This window comes from Hominimerdicola alba (genome assembly GCF_900109655.1).
Taxonomy (GTDB): domain Bacteria; phylum Bacillota; class Clostridia; order Oscillospirales; family Ruminococcaceae; genus Hominimerdicola; species Hominimerdicola alba_B.
The window spans coordinates 1-15,107 of the sequence record NZ_FOAT01000030.1 but is presented as its reverse complement, the minus strand read 5'-3'; the positions used below and the strand labels follow the sequence as shown (position 1 = coordinate 15,107).

General features: G+C 44.5%; 13 protein-coding genes. 4 read left to right on the top strand and 9 right to left on the bottom strand.

The annotated features are described in order from the left end of the window. The 3 genes from BMY75_RS16910 to BMY75_RS16895 all read left to right on the top strand — a co-directional run. The coding region (locus BMY75_RS16910; RefSeq protein ID WP_170844341.1) for an IS256 family transposase at positions 1–548 on the top strand (548 nt) is incomplete at its 5' end. A gap of 785 nt (positions 549–1,333) precedes the next feature. Beyond that, positions 1,334–2,155, top strand: coding sequence for an ExeA family protein (locus BMY75_RS16900; RefSeq protein WP_242940276.1), 822 nt, complete (start codon positions 1,334–1,336; stop codon positions 2,153–2,155). Next, complete coding sequence (locus BMY75_RS16895; RefSeq protein ID WP_074836316.1) at positions 2,152–2,391, top strand: hypothetical protein; 240 nt, start codon at positions 2,152–2,154, stop codon at positions 2,389–2,391. Before BMY75_RS16900 ends, BMY75_RS16895 begins: the two co-directional genes overlap by 4 nt. 429 nt (positions 2,392–2,820) lie before the next feature. Here the strand turns inward: BMY75_RS16895 and BMY75_RS16890 are convergent, their stop codons facing one another. From BMY75_RS16890 to BMY75_RS16850, 9 genes are all read right to left on the bottom strand, one after another. Beyond that, positions 2,821–3,387, bottom strand: coding sequence for a hypothetical protein (locus tag BMY75_RS16890; protein WP_074836313.1), 567 nt, complete (start codon positions 3,385–3,387; stop codon positions 2,821–2,823). A 12-nt stretch (positions 3,388–3,399) separates the two neighbouring features. Further along, positions 3,400–3,906 carry a hypothetical protein gene (locus BMY75_RS16885; RefSeq protein WP_074836310.1) on the bottom strand — a complete coding sequence of 169 codons (507 nt, stop codon included), beginning with the start codon at positions 3,904–3,906 and terminating at the stop codon, positions 3,400–3,402. 12 nt (positions 3,907–3,918) lie between these two features. After that, positions 3,919–4,650, bottom strand: a complete 732-nt coding sequence (locus BMY75_RS16880) for a ubiquitin-like protein (protein ID WP_074836308.1) — start codon at positions 4,648–4,650, stop codon at positions 3,919–3,921. Then, positions 4,650–5,201 (bottom strand): hypothetical protein, encoded by a 552-nt coding sequence (locus tag BMY75_RS16875; protein ID WP_074836307.1) that lies wholly within the window; start codon positions 5,199–5,201, stop codon positions 4,650–4,652. Before BMY75_RS16875 ends, BMY75_RS16880 begins: the two co-directional genes overlap by 1 nt. 13 nt (positions 5,202–5,214) lie before the next feature. Beyond that, on the bottom strand, positions 5,215–6,060 hold the full coding sequence (locus BMY75_RS18155) for a hypothetical protein (protein WP_074836305.1): 846 nt from the start codon (positions 6,058–6,060) through the stop codon (positions 5,215–5,217). An 18-nt stretch (positions 6,061–6,078) separates the two neighbouring features. Then, entirely contained in the window at positions 6,079–7,428 is a 1,350-nt protein-coding gene (locus BMY75_RS16865; RefSeq protein ID WP_037284994.1) for a hypothetical protein, read from the bottom strand. A 13-nt stretch (positions 7,429–7,441) separates the two neighbouring features. After that, positions 7,442–7,993 (bottom strand): hypothetical protein, encoded by a 552-nt coding sequence (locus BMY75_RS16860; protein WP_074836302.1) that lies wholly within the window; start codon positions 7,991–7,993, stop codon positions 7,442–7,444. A 712-nt stretch (positions 7,994–8,705) separates the two neighbouring features. Continuing rightward, the gene (locus BMY75_RS16855; protein WP_074836299.1) at positions 8,706–13,493 is read right to left on the bottom strand and encodes a hypothetical protein; all 4,788 of its coding nucleotides are present in this window, start codon (positions 13,491–13,493) and stop codon (positions 8,706–8,708) included. A 24-nt stretch (positions 13,494–13,517) separates the two neighbouring features. Next, positions 13,518–14,306: a hypothetical protein gene (locus BMY75_RS16850; RefSeq protein ID WP_074836297.1), complete on the bottom strand. Its 789-nt coding sequence runs from the start codon at positions 14,304–14,306 to the stop codon at positions 13,518–13,520. Between the two features lie 549 nt (positions 14,307–14,855). Here BMY75_RS16850 and BMY75_RS16840 point away from each other — a divergent pair. Further along, positions 14,856–15,107: transposase family protein (locus tag BMY75_RS16840; protein WP_139199898.1), on the top strand; the 252-nt coding region annotated here is incomplete at its 3' end.

The window sequence follows — 15,107 nt, the reverse complement described above, 5'->3', positions numbered from 1 at the left end:
GTAACAGAGGCATTGATGATATTCTTATCGCCTGCACTGATAACCTGACAGGTTTTTCTCAGGCGATAGAGGCTGTATTTCCGAAAACTGATATCCAGAACTGTATCATTCATCAGCTCAGGAATTCAAGCAAATATGTCTCCTACAAGGATATCAAGGCGCTTATGACCGACCTGAAAAAGGTCTATACTGCCGCCACTGAAGAAGCTGCTCTGGACGCTCTGGACGAATTTGCCGCTGTCTGGGACAGCAAATATCCCAAGATTTCAAAGTCATGGTACGAAAACTGGCCTAATCTCAGCACATATTTCAAGTTCCCGCAGGAGCTTCGGAAGCTGATCTATACTACCAATACCATTGAAGGCTTCAACCGTCAGCTAAAGAAAGTTACCAAAGCGAAGTCCGTATTTCCGACCGATGACAGCCTTTTCAAGATGCTGTATCTGGCTATGAAGGACATCACGAAAAAGTGGACGGGGCGTCGTCAGGACTGGAGCAGTATCTATGCTCAGCTTGTGATCTATTACGGAGACAGAATACCCGAATAATACTTTTATCTTGACAATCAAATAATCATGTGCTAATATGCAGATAAGACCGACTGCTTTCACAATCGATCTCATCATATACTCTTTTATTACACTATTTGCCGTTTACACAGAATTTGGGATTGACTCGCAGAGTGAGGTATTTTAACATTCATCCCCCTAGACCAAGGCAGTAGAAAGAACTATACCTATTCTAAATGGCATAAAAAATCACCGATGTGTTCACTGCAACACATCGGTGATTTTTTTATACACTGTTATTTATAATCTTCAATTTGATGCGAAAAAATGTGATTTCGGCACCTCTTAAACCGACTAAATACGCACTTTTCTTAGTCAATGCTCTTCATTGTCGGGAACCTACCACCCGACTTTCCATGTCTCTTTATTTTTTGTTATATTAAGGAGCTAATGGTTTTTTACTGCTTAAAAGCCCTACATAACCTCATAAACAACTACACCGGAAAATCGTAATTGGTATAAATTTGGTGTAGGATTGGTGTAGATCTTTTATTACTGCCCGATCAGTTTGGGACTGTAATCAACTATGTAAAAAGCGCAGGTACATAGCACATACAGCTGCTTTTCTTCAGATAGCATCATCGTCTGTTTTTTCAGTAACTCTGTCAGATCCGGATAGAATTCTTTATCAAACGGTCCGGCTACTCGTGCAGAGATCGAACGTATACCGACGGATTCTTCAAGACTGCTTGACGCTGTCAGAAAGACTGCCGATGAAAGGGAACGCAGAGCAGTCATCTCGTATTCAATAGCAATGAGAGGTGATGAAGATGTATGAGATGTTCTATGAAATGAAGCACACACCGTTCACACGAAGCATACCTACAGATATGCTTTGCAAAACTCATCAAAATGCCGAGATACTTGACAGACTTGAATACACAGCCATGCACCAGCTGTTTACTCTTCTTGTAGGAGAACCCGGCACAGGTAAGACCAGTGCTCTGCGTCACCTTAAGGACAAGCTGCCGGAGGATAAATACATGGTGATATATATTTCCGATTCAAGGCTGAAACCGCGCAGTTTTTACTACTACACTCTTGGTATGTTCGGTTGCAAGGCTTCTATACACACCAGTATAAGCCGCCAGGAACTGATCTCGCAGACAGAGATAATGCGGAGCATACATAACAGAAAAGTCGTTGTGATCATTGACGAGGCACATCTTTTGGGCAAAGAGATGCTGGAGGAAGCACGTTTCCTGCTCAACTACCGCATGGATTCAGAAAATCCTGTTTCACTGATCCTTTCGGGGCAGACTGAGCTTTGGGACAAACTGAAGCTTTCAGCATACCGTGCTATACTCGGCAGAGTAGATATTGAGTGCTTTCTGACGCCTATGGATTTTTCGGATACAAAGAAATATATCGAATCTCAGCTGAAATATTCCGGACACACCGCCCCGATATTTACTGAGGATGCTATGCGATCTATCTTTGAATTTTCCGGTGGGAACCCTCGTGCCATCAACCGCGCCTGTACCCAATCGTTGATCTATGGTTCACAGATGAAGCAGACCTGCATTGACAGCAAGTCGGTGGATATCGTGCTTAAAAACGAGGTCACGGGGGTGAAAAGTTCATGACAGAAGAACTGCTCCATGATGCTGTACTGATCTGGCTGCTGCGACGACTGGATCTTTCAAAAGCAAGGCAAGAGGTATTTGAGTATTTTCATATGCTCACCGAGCAGGATGATGGCAAAAAAATAAGCCGGCATGATATCACTATGGAGATCCTTGATATTCTTGATCGACATGAACTGCATTACAGTGACGGCTATATCTGCTCGTCATGCCCTAATGAACCTTTTCCATTTTGAACCAAGATAAGCATCAAACCGTCCGCACCTACCGCACCAATGTCTAATGAAGTATAATAAACTCCAAGGAACACCATGAAGTAAATTGAATAACCAGTGCATTCTTAGATTTTTTGATGTCGATCAAGCTGAAGAGCGCTGAAATCGAGTAAATGAGTTCGTTGATGACCACACAGCAGTACGCATTTGTCGCTGGGTAAAAGGCTTTTTAGTATTCGGTGCTGCGATCGTAAGAAGACTGAAACTTGAACACCCGACCCTTGTGACAAATTACGATAGCAATTCCACATGGGATACGCTCAGATATTTTGTCAGGGTCTTTTGTGCTATGATTTTCATATATGACGGTGTTTATTTGCAGAATGATATTTTTGTCATAAAGAACAGACCTGACTGCCGGATGGCTAGTCAGGTCTGTTTCGCAGGATATCATTCTTCTTCGTCTTCACTGCCTTTATTTCTTGCGATCCCTATAGCGGCAAGCAGGATAGCTGTGCCCAGAGATACTCCTCCTGCAACACCTGTTGCGGGGTTAGCGTTGCTTGCGTTTGGCTGAGTGCTGTATGCTGAAACAGTTTCAGCCTTTTGTGAACTGCTTTCTGATCTGCTTGAGGAATCGGATATCGGTTCTGTTTCAATGGACAGATCATACACGCCGTCCTCATATACGCTTGGCAGTTTCAGTTTGCCGTCTACCACCTGATCGGTGACATCTTCGCCGTTCAGCACGACCTTGATGATCTTCTCACCGTCATTAGCCTTGATCTCGAGAACAGGTTCGGAAAGTCGTTCAACTGTGAACTCCTTACCGTCCACACCGTTGACCTTTACATCGACATCACCTGTGATCGTCAGTTTGAGATCGTGGGTCTCGGGGACTTCTGTTCCTATGGTCGCTTCTCCTGTGGTCGGGTTTTGCTCGCCCTCAGCGAAGGCTGGTATGGCGGTGCAGGTCAGCATGGAAAGACAAATCAGGAATACTGCATATTTTTTCATGCGATCAACTCCTTATGATTCGGGTACTGCATCAGTGTATTCAACATTGAATGTCACGGTGTCACTGTACTCACCTGCGTATGCGGTCTGCCAGTCTTCCGCGGTGATATTTATGGTAAGGTCTGTTTTATCACCTACTGCGGTGTATTCTGCAGAAGTGAATACCTTTTCGGTAACGGCATCGCTTGTTCCCTCGAAAATGGTGTATGCAAGGGTCTTTTCCTCGTCAGCCTTGTTCTCCATCTTGCTGTCGGTGACCAGGGATACTTTTACCGCCTTGCCGGGGTCGAGCTGTGCCTTTGTAAGTTCGATGGTGCCGAAATCGGTATTCTCGGTATTGAATGTCACCTTGGTGTCAAGGGGGATAGTCACGATGTATGCAGATGCTATCTCGGTGGTGATGACCGCATTAGCCGACTGCGGGTCGCTGGTTTCGTTTATCGTGGTGGGTTCTGCAAATGCCGTAACAGGCATTGCCAGTATTGCAAGTGCGGAAAGTCCGCTTATAAGTTTTTTCATATCGGTTCCTCCTTATTCGACTTTGATACCAAAGGTCAGCGTTTCGGTGTGCTTGCCTGCGTAGGTCGCGCCTGTTGCCTTGGAGAATGCCAGTGTCTTGGACTGCTCGCCTGTCTTGGTATCGAACTCTGCGACTGTACCGCCTACCGATACGTCTGCATTATCGGACTTGATGGTGTAATTCGCGGTGGAATCACCTATCTTTGCATTGAATGTACTGCCGCTTACGGTATTAGATGCGCTGTCAAGTGTGACAACTATCTTTGAATCCTGTGCAAGTCTGACGTCTGTTGCAGTTATCGGCTTGGTGGTCTCTTCGGTGTCTGATAGAGTTACGCTTGCGGGGATAACTACTGTGTAGGTGGGCGATACCTCATATGAAACTTCCAGTCCTGCGGAAGAGGGCTTGGGGGCAGGTAAATTATCGGTATCGGGAACTATTTGTGTAAGGTTAAAGATTATATGCAGGGTGCTTTCTTTCTGGATATTGTAATCAGCAAGAGTTCTGTTATTTTCAAGCTGTTTGCCTGCAAAGATGAGTCTTTGTGCATCCGGAGCTACGCCCTCTTTATCCTGTATTTTTGCCTTTACGTTTTCTATCGTGTCACTGGGTTCAACATCAAGAGTTATAGTTTTGCCTGTCAGGGTCTTGACGAATATCTGCATAGCGTTTGCGGTGATGGTGCATACAGATGATATCATAGTCAGCGCCATTCCTGCCGCCAGTAATCTTTTAGCTTTCATTATGATGGCTCCTTTTCAATAGAAATTTCGAATACTACGGGGTCGGTGTACTTGCCTGCGAATGTGGGTGTCTCATCGGTGGTGAAAGAGATACCGGCACTTGCGGGTTCGGTCGAGGTGGGAAATTCGGCTACCTTTCCGCCTGTTTCCTTGTTTGTCAGCTTGCCAAAACTTCCCTCGGCGGTGTAGGGGAGCTTATACTCGCCTGCACCCTCGTGGGACATATTGAACTTGCTTGCGCTTGTCAGGGTGACAACTATCTTTTCGCCCTCATTCAGGAATACCTTGCCGGTCTGAATGGTGCCACTGCCCGAATACTGTTGTCCGTATTCGCCTGTAAGCTCGAAGCTTGCTGGTATTGTCACGGTGTAGGTCGGGTCAACGTTAAATTCGACCGTCGCGCCCGCCGTTTCGGGGGTAGGGTTCACGTCAAAAGGGTCGCCGCCTTTAGGGGTGATGGTCGTATTACTGATGGCTGCTTCTGCAAAAGCTGTAACTGTCATCATACTTGCAATTGTAAATGCGGTCATGCCGCTTATCAGTTTTTTCATGTTGAGTTCCTCCTTAGCCATAATATGCGCCTAAAACGAATGGGGAATTCTGTGTTCCCGAACCACTTACTATAACAAGACCTGTCGGTTCGTCATTCACTGTATGTCCATCACCAACATTAATATAGATTGTTTTAGTAGTTTCGACATATAGATTTTCCATAGTATTGGATTTAACATAAAGCATATAACCGTCCGTGCCGTCCGCCTCAAAATATTCAACAGTTGCAGTTTTTGCATTCCAGAACAAACTACCTTCATTTTGGTATTTGTCATTCCAATAATAGTACTCGCCCATATCAACAGTCTCGCCTATCTTGAATACTGTTCCTATGCCGATAGTCGTTGCTGTTTCTTCTACCGAGATACCAAACGTCAGCGTACCTGTATAATCGCCTGCGTACTTTGCCTCGGAAGCGTCCATCTTAGAGAAAGTAAGGGTCTTGTCGGTTTTGTCATCATTGGAGAATTCCGCGGCGGTACTGCCCTTTGCAAGAGTTTCCGAACCTGCGGTTACGGTGTAGTCGAGGGAGTCGTCAGCGTTAGTTACCTTGAAATCGTTGGTATCCTCGTTTGCTATCTTTACTGAAAGCTTCTGACCCTTAGCCAGCTTGAACGGCTTGGCAGTTTCGTCCACCGAGATAGTGGCGTTTGTAGTCGAGGTATCCGAAAGTGTGACACTTGCGGGAATCACCACCGTGTAGCTGGGGTCTACGCTGTACTTCACATCGGTGCTGTTAGAAGAGGTGTTCGCATCGAGGGTCTTGATGTTCTCCGTTGCAAAGACGTTCATAGGTGCCATTGCCGATACCATTGTGAGTGTTATCATACCTGCGATAAACCTTTTTGTGTTTTTCATAGTTCATTCCCTCCTAGATCATGATAGTGATACGTTAAACGTAACTGTACCTGTGTAATCGCCCGCGTATTTGGGCTCCTGTTCGGGTTCGTTGAATTTTAGTTCGATATAGCGCGGATTGCCTGTATCGTCCGCACCGTCAACGTGGAGTATCTCGTCGCTGTCCTTTACATCCAGCTGTGTGGTATCATCCGGCTCGGCATTAAGGTGACTCGGTCTTGTGCCTGTGATAGTATAGCTGAGCTTATCATCGGCTTGTTCCACTGTGAAATTGCCATCTGTATCGCCCTCTATCGTAACACGCACAGATTTTCCGGTTGGTATATTTTCCATGCTGTCTATGCTGACCGTAGCAGGTGCACCGCCGAGGTCAACGGTTGCGGGGATAGTTACGGTGTAGGCGGGGGCTATCTGCGGGTTGTTCACGGTCAGTGCCACAGTCCTGATCACCCTGTGGGTATCCGCGTCATAGCCCTCAACGCCGGTATAATCATAGTTGGCATCATCCACAGTCAGCGCCGCATTATATCCGGTGTTGTCCACTGTGGGCACGGCGGTCTCGTCCGTCCACGCCCAGCCCTCGGGCAGATCAATGTCCGCCAGCGTCTTCTCAGGGTCATAAGTAACGGCATCCAGGGTCGGAACAGTTACCGTGGGCGCTGGAGCCTTGTTGATCGTAACGGTCGCACTGCCGGTAACGGGAACCCATGCGCCTAGATCGTCAGCGGTACCCGATACCTGATAGTATACCGTATACGTACCTGCATTGGTGAACGTCGGCGCTTCTGTCAGCGTATAAGCATTATTCACGGTTCCGTATTTGATAACCGCACCGGACTGCGGAAAGACAACATTGACACCGCCTATGGTATGCGGATTCTGATCGTACTCACAGGTGTAATCCGTGGCACTGGCAGCACATTCACGCTCTATTTTCGCTTGAATAGTTCTAGTGGATCCATTTACTCTTTTATTTTTGTTACCATTAGGAGCATATGCTTCTTGTATGCTCGCCGAGCCTGTTCCGATACCATTCAAACGCACTTTTACGTTATTGCGCTGGTTCCACCAATCTGCCGAACCGGTCAACGACATAATACCGGTATTACTGCCTTTGTTTCTATAAATCCACCAGGTACCTGAAGTATGACCCACGGCAATCATGAAGTCGCCGCCGTTGATGGTAAAAGATGTGGTGGTCTGATGCGTTCTATACACCTTCCAGCCTTTGTCGTTCTTGTATAAAGAAACCTGATAAGTAAGCTGTGGTTCGGCATCTTCCGCCTGCGCCGTCATACTCGTCTCCGGCATCAGTCCCAGCAGCATCACAAGGCTGAGCAAGATGCCCCAAAAACGTTTCTTTTTCATTCTCTCAACTCCTTTACTTGGCTATCAGCACCGTCTCGACGTTCGCGCCGTTAAGGGGCGTTTCGCCGTCGAGCGATATTGTTGATATTTTTATTGTTGCGGGATATTCGCCCTCCGCAAGGGGCTTATTCAGCGTAACGTCATAAATGCAGTCCCCCGGCTGAACGTATTTCGATTCATAGATAGTTTCATCGCCATCCTTCAGCACTATCTCGAATTTGAAATAGCAGGGGTTGCCCTCAGGGTTCATCAGTGCCATTGTGACGTCTTGGGTGTCCTTGGCTATGGATATACTCGGATAGCCGGGTATCTTTATGCCCTCGGCAGCACCGCCCTCGTCCTTGGGCTTTTCGCCTGTGTACTCGCCAGCATTTTCATCAAGCTCGATGATTTTTGCTTTTGAAGTGGTATCCTGCTGTGTGGGCGTTGTATCACCCATTTTATCCGAGCTTTTTCTGCTCAGATTTATCCCCAGCACGATCCCTCCCGCTATAAGCAGTACGATCACCGCTGCCATTACGACCAGCTGTTTTTTTGTTAGTGTTATGCCTTGTTTTTGATTCATAATGATCTACCTCCTATTAAAAAGCGCACCCTTTTGGAAAACATTTATCCCCAAGAGTACGCGTCTATCAGTATAGTATTAAATTAAAAAGGGGCGCAGTTATGCCATGTCTGTCGATCTCTCTTATCTATCTGATAATAATGATTCCGCATGGATTTTTTCAACTCCTTTTTGGATATTTAACATCCAGTTCATGTATTTATTTTATCATCATTTAACCATTGTGTCAAGATTGTATTAATATAATTTGAATTTATAACATAAAATTTGAGCATAATGGCAAAAAACAGGCTCGAAGTTGGGCAAAGTGCGAGACAAAAAAGGAAAAATCAGGCATCTGCGTTATACAGATGCCTGATCAGTCAGTTTGTTTTTTTCGATGCTTTTTCATGGACAAAATACGGTATCTGTCCTTGACAGGATACGTTCACTTTTGGATGACAATTTGGAGGAGCGGTGACAGTCGGCATATACAACGGACCCTCTTTCTCATTTTTCCGAGTCTGAACTTTGCACACTTTGTATTGCATGATGCACAAAGTCCGCATGACAGTATAGTGGAAACTGCTGTGTTTTTCCGTAGTTTTGCAGCTGCGGGGATCTGTCTTTTGGGCTTTTTGTAAAGCGGGTCTCCCCTGCATACATATAACTTATATCATGACATAAAACAACTGACTCCGCATTGCACGAAGTCAGTTGTTTGTTTTTGTTCTTATGCCGCGGGGATGACCACTTCGTCATCAACCTGTCCTACTGATCCCATGAACCTCAGATAAGTCTTGGTGCTGTCGAATATGTCTACGATGGCTTCTGTCTGTTCCGCCGAAGCCTCACAGGTGATATTGTAATCGGTTATCGTAAATCCGTCAGCATCCAGATGATCCACAAGGGTGTATTCAAGCTGTGCGCTGTTCTCAACAGTGTTCTGTCCCGTGAGAGTGTAATGATACTGAAGTATCGTGTCTTCATTATTCAGGATATCGTTTATGAAATACCTTCCTGCTGTCTGAGCGTCCGATACTTCAGGCGGACTGTCATTCACCGCGTACTTATAAGTCACTGACTGCCCTGACGTCACCCTGCAGGCAGTTACCTTGCCCTCATAGTCGTAGAGTGTTACAGTCTCTGTCACCGAATCGGCTGTGCTGACCGTCGCCGTAAGGCTGTGGCTTGCAGTTACCGACTCATATTCTGCCGTGAACGTTATATCGCCCGTTGTGCTCATTGGTATTTCAAATACCATCAGCGCAGCTTCATCGAACTCAACGCCTGCAGGAACAACATAGGTACCTGTCTCCACCGTCATCTTCTCACTGGTCACCACTGCATCGCCCTTGGTGGTGCATACGTCCAGATAAAGCAGATAAGCACCTGTACCGCCGTCCACCGAGCCCAGAGCATATTCACCGGGGTCAATGGGTATCTCAAAGTAGTATACCGCATTTCTGGTAATATTACTCGATGGCTGGCGCTTTATCCAGTCAAGATCAAAGATCATCTCCCAGCCTTCGGCTGATGACGGTGCATTTTCGCCCACATATTGATACATATACTCGGTAGTATCATTTATAGTACGCTGATAGATACTGTCGATCTCTTTTATATCCTTTATGTCGTTTACCTTTTTGCCCGCAGGGATATTGTCACTGCTTGTGTACCTTTCTATCCTGTGCAGCGAGAAGAAGGAATCGTCCAGATTATCGAAGAATGTTCCCGCAAAGAAATTGATATATCCGCGGTTCTCGATATTGATATCGATGCAGTTGCGGGGCATCTCATATTCGGTATAAGTCACACCGTCAAGCTGTGCCGTGGGAACGGTCAGTATGTTATTCATACCTACCGAAGCGTTCATAAAATGCAGACCGTATACATTTGTATCGCTGAGCAGAGCCTGCATCTGTGCCTTTGAGGTCACATACTTGCAGAAATTCTTCGGGTCGTACTGTGCTATGGTCTTCAGACCTCCGCTGTCGATGGTATACATTATACTGTCGGTGAGCACACCGTTCACCAGTGAATTTTTGATATTCCAGTCGCCCGTATCTCTGCTGTATTTTGATACACGTATATCACCCGGCGGATTGCTGACAGTATTCGCACCGCTTATGATATAGCCCTTGTTGTCAGCAGAAACGGCTGTCGGGTCATTGGCATCCCACAGCAGCGGGAAGTAGGTCGGAGGAGTCTCAATGTTCTCAGACCTGCTCTGTGTCTCGCTTATCTGTACCTCACCCGTGCTCTGCGAAGATGTGGCCGTTATCGCCGTACCCTCGCTCTTGATCTTAGCATCGCCTTCGGCAATATCGCTGGTGGCGATATCAAGATAAATAAGATATGCACCGTTGTTTTTTACAGTTCCGCTGCTGGTAACAGCTGAACCCATTGCATATTCTCCGGGGTTTACAGGTATCTCAAAATAGAATAATCTTTTATAATAATTGGTGCCGGGTGCTTCAGATAGATATTGCATATCAAAAAGCTGATTGCCCCTGGTATACCCCAATGAATCCACTGCTGAATTTCCTGTAGTATACTTTGTGGTATTATTCTCCACGTATTCATATACATAAGGATAAGTTTCATTAGTAGCAGTGTTTGTGTTTTCCCAGATTTTCTTTATCAGTATTGTTTTAGTGATAGCAGGAGGATCTTCATTGTCTCGCTGTACAATGTTTAAACCACAGAACGAATCAGGGTACTGAGTATCTCCTGTAGTACTTGCCGTATAAGAACCGGCAAAGAAATTTACATATCCATCCTCTTTCAGATTGAAATCAATACAGCTCTGGGGCAGTTCATAGTCAGTATATGTATGCTCACCATTGATATCTTTTATCTTTGCTGTACTTTTAGTAACTTTATTTGATGCTGACACAGCAGCACCTGTAAAATGAAGTCCATGTAATATTCCATCGGTTGCATATGGAAGCATTTGTTTATCAAACAATTCTTTTTTAGATGATAGATATTTTTTCAGCGAAGTATTAGATTCGTTGATAACAGAAAAACCTGCAGAATATTGATTGCCGGCATTAGTGTATACGGTCAGAGGTGCCGGGTTTTGTTGGTCACCGGAAGGTACATATGAATTTTGGATTCGGTTCACGTTAACCTGCGATGTTCGTATAGTTGTATTTGCTCCATATGCATATTTATTATAATTATCGTTAGTTGATGTTGTATCTTTTATATTAGCCCAACCAGCAATAATATAACCTGTATTTTTACTGGAAGTTGAATAATCATTATTTTCAGTTGTTTTATTAACTGTAATAGGTAATATAGACAATGGAACAGGTTTTTGGGTCTTATTTTTATCTTTTTGCCAATCATGTGAGTGGTTATAAACAGGTGTTTTTGCTTCCAAGCGGTATACATCACCTATTATATAATTAAAAAGAGTAAACTGGTTATCACTATCTTCATAATAACGGTGGGAACCGTGCGTATTAATTGGAGCTAATCCAGCTAAATATTCAATACGCTCATTCAAAGCCTTAATACTGATACTTCCGCCCCAGTCATTTCCGGCATTTCCGGTGTAATAATTCGTCAATTTCCATTCAGCTTCATCACTATCATAATAAAGCGCCTTATGAACATCATTACCGCCTGCATTTACATACAGTTTATTCTTTGTCTCTGTCATATTCTCATACCAGACTGAATGATGATCGGCACTGGGTTTAAAAACATCATTTGTCTGATCATAGTAAAGAGAGTACCTCGCACCGTCAAGCACGGTTGATATCTTGTACCCGCCGCTCTCCGGTTCGATATCCCACTCAGTAGCATTACTCGCGCTCGTCTTGTTTGTGAATGAAATTGTATTGCCGTTTCTCTCAAGCGACAGATAATTTCCCTCTGCCGTATCACAAATATAATTCTTAGGCGGTGAACGCAGCTCCCATTCGCTGGCAGTACTGTTCCAGCACAGATAATGGTCGTTCACGCTTATTGAGGTTTTATTTTCATCCACCGTCCAACCCGAAAATACGCCGGGGCTTATGTCAAGATTGCCGTTGTTGGCTGTTAGATATTTTTTTGTATTGCTGTCTATGGTGAATATAGCATATTTACCGGTAGCTGTATCCTGCTCAAAGACCCATTTGCCATTCTGAGGGGGAGTTGTAGAATTACCGTTCGTAGCAAGATAATTTTCAGTAGTCGCGTCCTTGATATAAAACGAATCAAACTTCCATATCTCAGTGGTCTCCACCTGTACAGTATCTATCAGCGTATCACCGTAAAGGTATATGAAATTATCCTCCACGTTGGTTCTTTGTATGAACGCATAGGAATCATCATTCCCGCTGCTTTGAGCTGTCATCCTTACGGGAAATGTGTAACCGCCTTTAGAAATCGACACAGGATACGACGATGTACTGCCCCCGACTGTGGTAGTTGTACCATCGGTATTATGTGTTATAGTCTTTGAAGATGCATAGCTGACCGAGGTCTGACCGTTAAGCGCATCGTATTCACTCTTCAGCCTGGTAAACATATCATGCATATCAATGGTATTGCCCCAGGCTTCGCCCTGTCCTTCCGTGCCGAAACGTCCCGAACCGTCTTCAATGATAGGTTCGTTCACACTGACATTCTCAACTTTAAGGGTCCTGCGGTAAGCTTCTTTGCAGTATCCCACAAGGGCATAATCCGAAAGCTTATCGGTATACGAAAGTGCAGTATCAGCACTGCTGCTTATAGTGGAAGTCCCTGCCACCGTGACATTATCCATCACACCGTTAACATAGCCTGCAGCTATGCCTGCCAGCGCCTGAGTGCTGACCGTCTCTATCGCCACATCCTCGATAGTAAGATCGCTTACCGATGGTGCAGAGGAAGAAGCGGTGTAGTCCTCGCTATAGTCACCTATGACTCCGAACAGACCAACTATCTCCAGATTACTTTTAAGCTCGTTATTTTCCATTGCAGCATGGGGTATACTGAACTTGTCTCCGATCGAAGCGTTGTTTAGTTTCGTCTTGTCATTGGATACGGTTAGTCCGCTGATAGTATACCCGTTGCCGTTGAAATTCCCGATAAAGGGATTATCCTCATTGCCCACAGGCGGCAGCACAAGACCGCTGGCATCGATATCAGACGTTAGTACAAAATATGTCTGCGAAGCGTTCTCGCCGTTAAAATAACCAAGATACTGCAGCCAGGCAAAGTTATAAAGCTGAGTCGCATTATCTATCTGATAGGGTCCGCTCAGGCTGTCACCTGTATCATTGTCATTATCGTATGAAGGATATGCTGTGCCAGGATCTTTATAATCATAAGCAGTTGTGCCTGCTGCAGGAGCTGTACCGTTTCCGCCGTTAAAATAGGCAGTCCTTACAGAACCCCTGTATGTATCCACAGGTATATAGTCCCTGCCCTTTGCGAACCACGCCAGTACATTCATACTCACAGCCAGAGAGATAAGGAACGCAGAAACAGCAGCAACAGCATGTTTCCTGTTATGCTTCTTAAATACTGTCATATTCATACGTTCCCCTCCCTTCCTGAAAGACTATTCGTTGGTTTCCGTTATTACCTTTATCATGTCACAATCGTTATGTACGCTTACCGATTCACTCAGACTAAAGCTAGTACTTCCCACTGCATTCCTTACCAGAGCATCATCATAATTCATAAAAAGCCATACGACCGTTTCACCCTCCGCTGACTGATCGAATGTCATCAGATCAAGATGATTCGTATTCCCCGTAAAATGCATTTCTTCAGGTCCGCCGGCAGCACCGAAGTAAGTCAGCGCACTGCTCCACAGATCATCAAGATCATCGTCATCAAGTATATCATCAAAATCACAGTTATCTTCAACATCACACTGAAACTTTGAGATATCGGATATGCATATCGCGCTTATATTTGAGTTTCTTTCTCTTGTCATACTGAGAATCGCTGTTTCATTCGCTTCAACCTCGCCCTTGATATCTATCCTGAGCAGTATACCCGCATATTTATTGCGCTCAGTGAATATCATATCGTATTCGCTCAGCATAAGACCGTTGAGTGAATCAGTATCGAACACATTTATCTCATTGCAGGAATCAGAATCAAGATCATACCTGAAAGCTCGGTATTCGACCTCATAACCGCGCAGCACAGAAGATCGTATGCTGGTTCCGTTCACACCTGCATCCCGTGAACCTGTGAACCATGACAGCGAATTGAACGCTATGATTATCAGAAAAAAAGCGACCATTGTGGCAACAGTTGTGATTATTGACCTGCGAAGTATTTTCTTATTTTTCTCATATGAAGAAGAGACATCTTTAGCAAAAGAGTTACCTTTCATTCAGATCCCCCACTTTAAAATGTTCATAATAAAAACTTTCATAAAAAGTACATACATCCTCATTTTTATTATACAGTAATCACTGGTTAAAGTCAATGCTTCTTTGTGATAATTAACAATATCATTAACTCAAAAGAACAAAAACGCCTAAAATGGCGCTAATTATCATTTAAAATATTTAATGATTACAGTGACGATACTAATACACAAAAAGAGTCTCCCGCAGAAGACTTTTATTGATAAACGAGCAGATAGATGAGCATAACCGTTTGATCAGTCTGTTACAGCAAGCCGAGGAATACTTTGAGCTTTCGATCCATACATTTCAAGGTCACAGGAATGAATTCACAATAAAGAACGAGCCCTATCTTGCCTGCACAAAATGCAATAACCGCTTTCAGGCAGAGCCGTACCAGTTTGAGAAAACCGGTGCATTCTTTGTATATACCGCTCCGACTGGGCTCTCCCTCAAATATCCGTAAATCTCTTGATTATCCCCCTTAGATATGCTATAATAATATCAATATCATATCAAGGCGGTGATTCTACATGACATCTTTAGATATCAATAAGTTCTTTCCAGAGCAACTTAAAATACAAGAGATTTCTGAAACTAATGAAAAGATCAGCATAGAATTGGAATCTCAGACAAAGCAGGGAATCTGTCCATGCTGCGGCGTTGTCAGCCAAAGTTGTCATGGTACTTATGTAAGAAAAGTACAGGATCTTCCGATGATGGGAAAAGCCGTCATTTTGCAGATAAAGGCTTATGAATACAACTGTGAAGACCCTGATTGTGAA